Consider the following 11,460-nt stretch of genomic DNA (forward strand, 5'->3'; position numbering starts at 1 on the left):
TTTTCTGAACCGCTTACTTATTATGTAAAATTTCAGATGGATTAAATAAAATAGGATGCAATTGGGGAATTGGAGGCTCAGTTTTATTAAACTATCATGGATTAATAGAAAAGCCAAATGATATAGATATTTTAATTAATTCAAAAGACAGTGAAAAAGTAGTTGAATTTATGGAGACAATAGGAAGTAAAGTAGAACTATCATCAAAAGAGCCATTTAAAACAGAAAGTTTCTTTGGATACAATGTAGATGGAGTTATGGTAGAGTTTTTAGGGAACTTTAAAATAAATCTACGAGGTAATAAAATATATGAATTCATTTTAGACGATAAATCAATTGTGGATACTTTACTATTAGAAAATAGCAAAATAAATTTCACTTCTTTAGAAGATTGGTTTGTAGCATATATAGCAATGGATGATCCAAAGAAAAGAACTCCTTTAATAAAAGAATATTTCAAGATTAATGGATTAAAGCATAAAGATTTATTACAAAGAAATTTAAAAAGGAATTTATCAGAGGATATTAATATATCAATAAAAGAAATTTTGTCACTAGAGTAATTAATGTTTCTGTTATGATAATATTGTAAACAGTATATTTTAATAAATGAATTAAAATATAAATAGTTTTGATGAAAAGGTAGACGTTGAGAATAAATAATTCTGTGTAGTTATTTATTCTCAACAATGCTATCTTTTTTATTGATTTCTTAGTTCTTTAAGCTGTTTTAGTAATTCTAAATATTTATTTTCTAATAATGCTTTTTTATTTAAATCATTTTCAAAGGATAATAAAGAAATAACTTCTGAAAGTTTATTTTCTAATATTAATATATTTTCTTTAAGAACTTTTTCATCTTTATCAACTTTTGGTTTAGATTTAAAGTTTATATATTCATCGTAACTACCATCAAATTGAATAATTTTATTATTATCTATTTCCAATATATAATCGCAAATATTTGAAATGAATTTTCTATCATGTGATACTATTAAAAGAGTTTTATTAGTATTTTTCAAAGCATTTTCAAGAGATTGCATACATTTAATATCTAAATAATTTGTTGGTTCATCAAGAATTATTATATTGTTATCTGAAAGTAAAAGCTTACAAATAGCAACTCTTACTATTTCACCACCACTTAAATATGAAACTTTTTTAAATACAGTATCTCCCTTAAAACCAAAGCCATCTAAATTTGTTCTTATAAAACTTTCTTTGAAAGAAGAATTAATTTTAATATTATCTAATATTGTTTTATCTTGATTAAGTATATCTTGAGACTGATCTAAATATCCAATAACAACATTTTTAGAAATTTTTATATTTTCATTATTGTTATTGATAATTTCTTTTAGTAAAGTACTTTTACCACTTCCATTTTTCCCAATTAAAGCAACTTTTTTACCCTTTTTTATTTTAAAGCTAGATTCATTTAATAGAATTTTATTACCTATAGTAATGGTTAAGTTTTTTGCTTCAATAGGATTTTTAGAAGTAAGCTCTAAATTTTCAATAACATCGATTTTTATATCTTTATCTTCTTTAGGCTTTTCTTTTACATCCAATTGCTCGATTCTATTTTGAATAGCTTTTATATTATTTTCTAATTTCTTTTTACCTTTTTGACCACCCATTTTATGAAGTCTAGCTTCTGAATTTCCCATTCTTTTAGGTGTTCTTCTAATACCATCTCTTATATTTTCTTTTGATACTATAGCTTCTTCAAGTCTTCTTTTTTCATTAATATATTGATTATATTCAGTATTTTCCCTTGCTTTTTCTGCTTTCTTAAGTTCTATATACTTAGAATAATTTCCATTGTAGATATTTATCTTTCCATCTTTAATTTCAACAATAGTATTACATAAAGAATCTAATAGATTTCTATCATGTGAAACTAGAAGAAGAGCTCCGGAATAATTTTTTAGCATATCTTCAAGGGTTTCAACACTATTACTATCTAAATTTGAAGTTGGTTCATCGGCAATAATAAGTTTCTTATTTTCACTTAAAGCATTAGCAATTTTCATTTTGACTTTTTCTCCACCAGAAAGATAATCCTTATATTCAGTTGGAGCATTGAAAATACTTTTGATTCTGCTAAATGAACATTCATTTGAACTATTACCAAATTGACTAATATAGGAGTAACTTTTAGTTAAGTAACATGTTCCTTCATCAGAAATTTCATCACCAATTAAAATTTTTAAAAGCGTAGTTTTTCCTGCGCCATTATCACCAACTAATCCTATTTTATCTCCATCTAGTATTTCGAATTTGTCTATATCTAATATTAATTTATCGCCATAATATTTTTTGATTTTATTTAATAATGCTAAATGCATAAAAAAATCCCTCCTTAAAATGTAGGAGAGAGTATACGACTTTATAGAAGGGTAACACAAATAAACCTTAAGCCAGTAATCCACTCTCCGTAAATTTTTACACAACAAAAAAGGCTAATAAAGCTCTTAAATTTTATTGTGAATTAAAAATTATAAAAGTAGATTACATTCTCATGTTTGAAATTACCTTTACCTTTCTTAAAATTATTTTCATTTTTCATTATAGCACTATTTTAAGTTATTTCAAATATTTCTATGATATAATTAATAATAAAAAAATATATATGTTTCAATTAATTATCTTAATCAATATAGATTTATATTATAAAAAGTTAATAGGCTTATATAAATAAAGTAGCAAAATTGAAATCATATATTATTAAAACTTTTATATAAGTTGCTAAAATAATGGTTTTACTTAAATAATTTTAATTTATAAATATAATTAAGATAAATGTAGACTTTATTACAACTTAATATAGTAGTTAAGAAAAGGTGATTTAATGAAAAAGACAATAGGAATTCTTGCTCACGTAGATGCCGGTAAAACTACGTTTTCAGAGCAAATACTTTATCATACAAAAAGCATAAGAAATAGAGGAAGGGTAGATCATAAAAATTCATTTTTAGATACACACGATATTGAAAAAAGTAGAGGAATTACTGTATTTTCAGAACAAGCTACATTTGCAATTCAAGATTCTACTTATTATCTTATAGATACTCCTGGACATATTGATTTCTCTACAGAAATGGAAAGAGCATTAAGCATATTAGATTATGCTATTTTACTTATAAGTGGAGTAGAAGGAATCCAAGGACATACTGAGACAATTTGGAATTTACTTAGAAAATATAATATTCCTACTTTTATTTTTATAAATAAGATGGATAGAACAGGAGCAGACTTAGAAAAAGTTATTGAAGAAATTGAAGAAAATTTAGCTAATGATACATGTTACATAGATTCTATTAATGGAATGAGTGAAGAATTAATAGAATTTATTTCTGAGAGAAATGAAGATCTTTTAGAGAAATATTTAAATGGTGAGTATGAAGAGGAGATTTGGATTAACGAGCTTAAAAACCTTATAAAAGAAAATAAAGTATTTCCTTGTTTAAGTGGAAGTGCTCTTCAAGATGAAGGAATAGATAATTTTTTGAACATATTTAATGAACTTACTTATACAAATTATAATGAAGATAGTGAGTTTTCAGGAAGAGTTTATAAAATACGATACGATATTAATGGAACTAGAATTACTTTTATAAAAGCTATTAGTGGGAGTCTTAAAGTAAGGGATGAAGTTACTTATGGAATAGCAGCTGAAGAAGTAACAGAAAAAGTAAGTAGTATAAGAATTTATAATGGTAGTAAGTTTTCTACTATTGAAAAAGTATCTGCAGGAGATGTTTTTGCAATAACAGGGATTACTAAAGCAATGCCAGGAGAAGGTGTAGGAAAAATTAGAGAAAGTATTCGATTCAATATGATTCCAACACTAATGTCAAAGGTTATTTTTGATAAATTTTATAATGTAAAAGAAGTTTTGGGATATTTTAGAATATTAGAAAATGAAGATCCAGCATTAAATATAATATGGAATGAAAAACATCAAGAAATTCAAGTTTCAATTATGGGTAAAATTCAACTTGAAGTACTTAAAGAAGTTGCATTAAATAGATTTAATTTAAAGATAGAATTTGGTCCTTGTGAAATTATGTACAAGGAAACTATAGATAACAACACATATGGATACGGGCATTTTGAACCATTAAAGCATTATGCTGAAGTTCATTTGAAAATAGAGCCAAACAAAAGAGGTGAAGGAATAACTTTTGAAAATAAATGTCATGCGGATGATTTAACTACAGGAAATCAAAATTTAATTAAGACACATATCTTTGAAAGAAATCATCATGGGCTTTTAAGTGGCTCACCAATTACAGATATAAAGATAACTTTACTAACAGGTAGGGCACATAACAAACATACTGAAGGTGGAGATTTTAGAGAAGCTACTTTTAGAGCAATAAGGCAAGGGTTAGAAAAAGCTAATAATATACTTCTTGAGCCATTTTATAAGTTTAAAATAGATGTAGAGTTAGATTATATGGGGAAGGTTATATCTGATATTCAAAGGTTAAATGGAGAGTTTGATTCTCCAGAAACAAAATTAAATAAAGTTTCTATAACAGGAAGAGGACCAGTAGCTACATTTATGGATTATAGTTCAGAAATACTTACATTTACAAAAGGAAAAGGCAATATAACTTTAGTCTTTGATGGATATGATGTATGTCATAATACAGAAGAGGTAATTGAAAAAATAGGATACAATAAAAATGCGGATATAGAATATTCATCAAGTTCAATTTTTTGCTCAAAAGGGCAGGGGTTTGTAGTTCCTTGGAATAAGGTAGAAGAATATATTCATTGTGAGAGTAAAGAAATTTAATATATATCTGTATAAATTTTTTTTAATTAATATAGGATGTGATATTATAAGAAAACCCCTATTACAATTAATCACTTGATGTTTTATAAATTAGGAATGGTAACTTTTTATTGACCTAATTTTATTTGAGATTTAGCTAAATTAGGAAAATGCAAAGGAAAACTTTTAGGTGTTTGTCTTAAAAAAGATACTTACAAGGCATAGTTCACAGTTGTGGAAATAATTCAGATCTGCTGAATTAAGAAATCATTATATTAACCATCAAATAGTTGATATAACTTAAAATTCATAAACTACTAAGTAGTTTCATTATAAGCTGTGAACTGTGAATTTCGCACTGTGAACTATATAAATTACTTCGCAATTTAAAACAAGTGAGCCACAAGTTTATTTCCATCTTCCAGAACATTTACAGTAAAGAAGTTCCAAGGAACTATTGTTGCACCTACTCTAGAAATCGCAACTCTTATTTTGAAACTATTTCCAGAATTAATTTTAGAATCTATTCCTTCATAAGTTACTCTATCCAATCTAACAACCATTTCTTGTCCGCTAGAAAGCTCCATTTGACTTCTTAATGATTCTAAATCTTTTTTTAATTTTTCTTTATCTTTTTCAGTAATTGGTATATATCCTTTTTCGGAAGCATTATCATATGAAATTAAATAATCATATATAGAATTATCTTCATTTAAATATGAATATAATAAATCATTTATAAAATCTGTTTCTTTATATTCACCAGCAGTATAATGGATAGATTGTTGATCATCATAAATATTTGTACCAGATTCAATCAATGTTAAGTCCTTTGTAGAGATATACATTTTTCCAAAGGCCTCAAAGGAAATAGGTCTTTCAGGCGTTTTTTCTTCATAGGTATCTTCAATATCCTGAGATGAATTAATGTCTTCAGGTAAATTTTCTTCAACATTATTGCCTACAGCATTATTCGAATTTAAAATTTTGCATGAAATTAAATTTATTGAAATTAACAATAAAAATAAAAAGGAAAATAATTTTTTGACTTTCATATGAATTTCCTCCCAAAGGTAAATTTACCCAATAAGTTATGTAGCTTTATTTTATTATAAAAATGAAAAAAAGTAAATTAAAAGGGAAAATGTTTAAGTATATAATTTATAAAAAATCAAATAAATTAATTAGTTGATAAAATTACATTAAATAAATATAATTTATATATATAAATATAAAGTTAGGAGGATAATTATGTCAGTTAAAATGTTACACACTTGCATAAGGGTTAAGGACTTAGAAAAGTCATTAAAGTTTTACCAAGATGCATTAGATTTAATAGAGACAAGAAGAAAGGAATTTCCAGAACATAAATTTAGCCTTGTTTATTTATCAAATGAAGAAGGTGGATATGAAATAGAATTAACTTATAATTATGATGTAGAAAAACCATATGATTTAGGAAATGGGTTTAGTCATATTGCAGTTGAAGTGGAAGATTTAGAAGAGATGAGAGAAAGACATATTTCTTTAGGATATGAAGTTACTCCATTTAAAGGACTTCCAGGAACAAAACCTTCATACTATTTTGTAACTGATCCAGATGGATATAAAATTGAAGTAATAAGAGCTAAATAAAACTAAGAAAATCTAGTAACTTTACAAAAGTTACTAGATTTATTTTTATGTATTATGCATAAACTATTTAAAGCAATATTAAAGGTAATATGATATAGACCTTGGAAATATTATGTAAATAACAATAGTATATATTAAATGACTTGTTTGGAATAGATAATTAAATAATAAAAATTATCTAAAAAGAGTACAAATTACCAAATAAATAGTTTATAATATAAATAAGTTAAAATAAAAAATAAAGGATAAAGGAGTATTATATATGAGTAAGATATCAATAATTGGAGCTGGTTCAATTGGAGCCACTACTGCCTTTGCCTTACTACAAAAGGAAGTAGCAAGAGAAATAGTTATTAATGATATAAATCAAGAAAAGGCTTTAGGCGAGGTTCTTGACTTGATGCACGGTAGTTCTCTAAATAGCCCGTGTAACGTAACATTAGGATCATTAGAAGATACTAAGAATTCAGATATAATTATTATAACAGCTGGTGTTGCACAAAAACCAGGAGAAACTAGATTAGATTTAGTTGATAAGAATTATAAAATTTTTAAAAGCTTTGTTCCAACAATAGCAAAATTAAGTCCTAATGCGATATTGTTAGTTGTATCAAACCCTGTGGATATACTAGCATATATGGCTTATAAGTTATCTGGCTTCCCAAAAGAGAGAGTTATAGGTTCAGGAACTGTTTTAGATACAACAAGATTAAGAAGTTTACTTGGAAAGTACTTTGGAATTGATGGAAGAATTGTTCAAGGATATGTATTAGGTGAACATGGAGATAGTGAATTTGTTCCATGGTCATCACTTACAATAGGAAACATTCCAATAAAAGATTTTTCAGAACAATTAAAAATTGAATGGGATGAGGCTACTGAAAAAGTTATTGCTGATGATGTTAAAAATGCAGCTTATGAAGTAATTAATAGGAAGGGAGCTACTGCCTTCTCAGTTGCAGCAGTTTTAACAAGAATAGTAGAAGCATTTTTAAAGGATGAAAAAACAGTACTATCAGTATCTACTTTATTAGAAAATTATTTAGGAGTAAATAACACATATTTAAGTGTCCCAACAATAGTAGGAAAAAATGGAGTAGAAAAAGTATTAAATATAGAACTATCTAAAGAAGAAAGAGAAAAATTTGTTTCATCAGCTAATATAATGAAAGAATATATTGATAGAATTGATAATAACTAGAATTATAAGTTTAATATTAATATAAATTACAACTCATTGAGAAGTGTCAACTTAGTTGGCACTTTTTAATTTTTATCATAAAATATATTATTTGCATGAACAATTTAACAAAATTAAGTTTTAAAAGTAAAAGACAAATCATAATATAAAAAGAAGTTATCTTTAATTTTAATTGGTATAATAAGGGGAATACATAAACATGAAAAATATTAATATACAAGACTTTCTTAAAAACAAAATAATAGGATACAGTATTATTACGGCTGCATCAATTACATTTATTTATTTACTTATATCAATATTTTTTATCAATCACTTATTTTTTAATACGACCATTAATGGTATAGATGTATCATTAAAAACCTATGAAGAAGCTCAAGATACACTAAAAGAATCCATAAATGAATATAAGTTAAAAATAGTACAAAGAGATGAAAAAATAGAAGAATTACTAGCGCAAGACATAGAATTAAAATTCAATGAAAATAATAGTGTTTTAAACATAAAAAAAATACAAGCTTCCTTAAAGTGGGGAAGATCATTATTTAAAAAACAATATTACAATATAAATGATTTAGTAGGTTATGATAATAATAAATTACTAAAAAAGATACAAGAGCTAGATTGCCTAAATAAAAATATAGTAGATCCAAGAAACGTAGATTTTAAATACTCAAATGGTTCTTATGATTTAATAGAAGAAGTTTATGGAAACAAAATAGATAATGATAAGTTATATGAAACTATAAAAGTCAGTATATTAAATGGAGAAACCTCAGTAAATTTAAATGATAGGTCTTGTTATGAAAATCCTAAATATACTTTAAAATCAGATAAGACAATAGAAACAAAGGCTATATTAGATAAGTATGTTTCCACTAAAATAACATATTTATTTGAAAATGAGAGTGAGGTTTTAGATGGAGATAGAATAAATAAATGGCTTAGTGTGGATGATAACTTAAATGTTAAAATTGATGAGAATGCAGTAAAAGATTATGTGTTAGAATTAAGCTCTAAGTATAACACGGTGGGAATAACAAGAGATTTTAAAACCTCCACAGGAAAAGTAGTAAAAGTTAAGGGTGGATATTATGGGTGGAAAATCAATTCTATTGGCGAAACAAAAATGTTAATTGAAAATATAAAACTTGGAGCAGTATTAGAAAAAGAACCGGTATATACACAGAAAGCTTTATATAGAGGTAGTGATGATATAGGAGATACTTACGTAGAAGTAAATATAACAAATCAACATTTGTGGTTTTATAAAAACGGAAAATTAATTACCCAAGGAGATGTAGTTACTGGAGATTCTAGCAAAGGTTATTCTACTAATCTTGGAACGTATGCACTTAATTATAAACAAAAAGAAGCAACTTTAAGAGGGCCAAATTATGAAGCGAAAGTAACTTATTGGATGCCTTTTAATGGGAATATAGGAATTCATGATGCAAGTTGGAGATATTCTTTTGGGGGAGAAATATATAAGGGAAATGGAACACATGGATGTGTTAATTCTCCATCGTATTTAGCAAAAACTATTTTTGAAAATATTGAAGAGGGCACTCCTATTATTTGCTATGAGGAGTGAATTTGATATAATAATAAAAAGGGGGTATTTAATATGAAAGATGATAGAATTAGCTTAGTCATAAAATCTTTGCTTTGGGGTATAGTTTGGCTTGGATTAGCAGCGTTAATAGGCTTTATAATAACTAAAGTAACATCTTATAAAAACTTTGAAAATGTTTTATTTATAGAAGGAGTTATATTAGTTTTTGTAGGGATTTTTGCATCTATATCAGGAGATCCAATGGCGCTTTCTATGCAAGGAGCTGGACAAAACAGTGGTCAATATGCAACTAATGCAAATTTAGAAATTACTAAAATGGAAAGGGAAAAATCTAATAGAAAATTAAATATATCACTTGCAGTAAGTACATTTTCTTTAATATTAGGTGGATTATTTAGTGCTGGTATAACTTTTATAATATAAATAAAGATCTATATTTTAGTTAAAGGTTTATTTTTGATACACTCTCTAAATAATAATTAACACATTATGTAGAACAAAAGTATAGAAGCATTGAACAATTATATTATATAAGTTATTACTTATTAAATAAAAGGAGAGGTTTCATGGGGAAATTTTTTAGAAAAAGTTTTAATATTGATTTAAAAGATTCACTGGCGTATCCATCTGGAAAGACCATTTGCGATATTATAGAAAGAGAACAAAAGAACGTTGAATTTATAAGCAAAGAAAATCCCGTAATTTTTAAAATAGAGGATGGAACGTATGAAGTTAGTATTAAAATGGCTCGTGGTGGTTATTATTTATCTTGTAGAGAAGTCAATGAGTAACATTTTATATTCTTTAGTAAATATTATAAGAATTAAGTAGAAAAGTGGGCAACTCGTATTGGCCACTTTTATTTATTACTTATCAATAACTCTCTAAAATAGAGATATTAATTAAGTAGTTATATATTAAAAATTATTAATTAATACATATTATTAATTAGTTCTTGATTTAATATAGGATATTATAGTATTATTTTATATAACTAACAGAAACAAATACTTAATAGAATTAGTTTCTAATTTAAAAATAAGAATAAGAAATTTAATACTACTTATAAAAGAGTATTAAATTTAATAAATTGAAATAAGACTATACTTTGGAGGAAAATATGTTAAATATAGGATGTCATTTATCAACAACAAAAGGTTTTGAAAATATGGGAAAAGAAGCACTACAAATTGGAGCAAATACTTTTCAATTTTTTACCCGTAATCCAAGAGGTGGTAAAGCAAAAGAAATAGATATGGAGGATATGGAAGCTCTTTTAAAAATTGCACGTGAAAATAACTTTGCAACTATTTTAGCACATGCTCCATATACATTAAATGCATGCTCAGCAGATGAAAGAACAAGAGAATTTGCCAGAGAAATGATGGTTGATGATTTAAATAGAATGGAACTTATGCCAAATAATTTGTATAATTTTCATCCAGGAAGTCATGTGAAACAAGGGTTGGAGATAGGAATTAATTATATAGTAGATTTACTTAATACAGTATTAAGTAAAGATCAAACCACAACAGTTTTACTAGAAACTATGGCTGGAAAAGGCTCAGAAGTTGGAAGAACATTTGAAGAAATAGCAGAAATAATATCAAGAGTTGAATTAAAAGAAAAAATGGGTGTTTGCCTAGATACCTGTCATATTTATGATGCAGGATATGATATAGTGAATGATTTAGATAAGGTTTTAGAAGAATTTGATGCAGTAATTGGATTAGATAGATTAAAAGCAATTCATTTAAATGATAGCAAGAATCCATTTAAAAGCCATAAAGATAGACATGAAAAAATTGGAGAAGGATTTTTAGGTTTAGAAGCTATAACAAGAATAATAAATCATCCTAAGCTAAAACATTTACCATTTTTTTTAGAAACTCCAAATGAATTAGATGGTTATGCAAAAGAAATAGAACTATTAAGAAGTAAATATGTAGAATAAGAAAAAATCTTGCTATCTATTAATTTCTTGTGTAATATTTAGTTATAAATACGGAATTTTTATAAATTGCGAAGCAATTTATATAGTTCACAGCGCACAATTCACAGTTCACAGTTTTTGGAATAAAGTAACAGGTAACAGGTTATGATATAAATTGCAAAGCAATTTATAAATTAAAGAATGAAAAAATTAAAACAACTGTGCACTGTGCCTTGTGAACTGTGAACTGAAAAATCTATTATTCATCTAAAATATCTACTATATCAGACCCTAAAGTTTCTAAAAGCATATCTGCTGTTGATTTC

General features: G+C 26.0%; 10 protein-coding genes. 8 read left to right on the forward strand and 2 right to left on the reverse strand.

Going from position 1 to position 11,460, the window contains the following annotated elements; all coding sequences use genetic code 11:
• The first annotated feature begins 170 nt into the window (after positions 1-170).
• Positions 171-563 (forward strand): hypothetical protein, encoded by a 393-nt coding sequence (locus AAT22_RS09245; RefSeq protein WP_242849803.1) that lies wholly within the window; start codon positions 171-173, stop codon positions 561-563.
• Positions 564-701: 138 nt separating this feature from the next.
• Here AAT22_RS09245 and cplR read toward each other — a convergent pair whose 3' ends face one another.
• On the reverse strand, positions 702-2,351 hold the full coding sequence (cplR, locus tag AAT22_RS09250) for an ABC-F type ribosomal protection protein CplR (protein WP_047000989.1): 1,650 nt from the start codon (positions 2,349-2,351) through the stop codon (positions 702-704).
• 503 nt (positions 2,352-2,854) lie between these two features.
• Between cplR and AAT22_RS09255 the strand changes: the two genes are divergently transcribed.
• Complete coding sequence (locus AAT22_RS09255) at positions 2,855-4,810, forward strand: TetM/TetW/TetO/TetS family tetracycline resistance ribosomal protection protein (protein WP_047000990.1); 1,956 nt, start codon at positions 2,855-2,857, stop codon at positions 4,808-4,810.
• A 365-nt stretch (positions 4,811-5,175) separates the two neighbouring features.
• Here AAT22_RS09255 and AAT22_RS09260 read toward each other — a convergent pair whose 3' ends face one another.
• On the reverse strand, positions 5,176-5,844 hold the full coding sequence (locus tag AAT22_RS09260) for a hypothetical protein (RefSeq protein ID WP_047000991.1): 669 nt from the start codon (positions 5,842-5,844) through the stop codon (positions 5,176-5,178).
• A gap of 196 nt (positions 5,845-6,040) precedes the next feature.
• Between AAT22_RS09260 and AAT22_RS09265 the strand changes: the two genes are divergently transcribed.
• From AAT22_RS09265 to AAT22_RS09290, 6 genes are all read left to right on the forward strand, one after another.
• A complete protein-coding gene (locus AAT22_RS09265) occupies positions 6,041-6,424 on the forward strand; it encodes a VOC family protein (protein WP_016207318.1) in 384 nt (127 codons plus the stop codon).
• Between the two features lie 262 nt (positions 6,425-6,686).
• Entirely contained in the window at positions 6,687-7,625 is a 939-nt protein-coding gene (locus AAT22_RS09270) for an L-lactate dehydrogenase (RefSeq protein ID WP_047000992.1), read from the forward strand.
• Positions 7,626-7,824: 199 nt separating this feature from the next.
• Positions 7,825-9,219, forward strand: a complete 1,395-nt coding sequence (locus tag AAT22_RS09275; RefSeq protein WP_047000993.1) for a L,D-transpeptidase family protein — start codon at positions 7,825-7,827, stop codon at positions 9,217-9,219.
• Positions 9,220-9,252: 33 nt separating this feature from the next.
• Entirely contained in the window at positions 9,253-9,624 is a 372-nt protein-coding gene (locus AAT22_RS09280) for a hypothetical protein (RefSeq protein WP_047000994.1), read from the forward strand.
• A gap of 143 nt (positions 9,625-9,767) precedes the next feature.
• Positions 9,768-9,992, forward strand: coding sequence for a DUF4318 domain-containing protein (locus AAT22_RS09285; protein ID WP_047000995.1), 225 nt, complete (start codon positions 9,768-9,770; stop codon positions 9,990-9,992).
• A gap of 329 nt (positions 9,993-10,321) precedes the next feature.
• Positions 10,322-11,155 (forward strand): deoxyribonuclease IV, encoded by an 834-nt coding sequence (locus AAT22_RS09290; RefSeq protein WP_047000996.1) that lies wholly within the window; start codon positions 10,322-10,324, stop codon positions 11,153-11,155.
• The last annotated feature ends 305 nt before the right edge of the window (positions 11,156-11,460 follow it).

This window comes from Clostridium sp. C8, from assembly GCF_001010885.1.
Classification (GTDB): domain Bacteria; phylum Bacillota; class Clostridia; order Clostridiales; family Clostridiaceae; genus Clostridium; species Clostridium sartagoforme.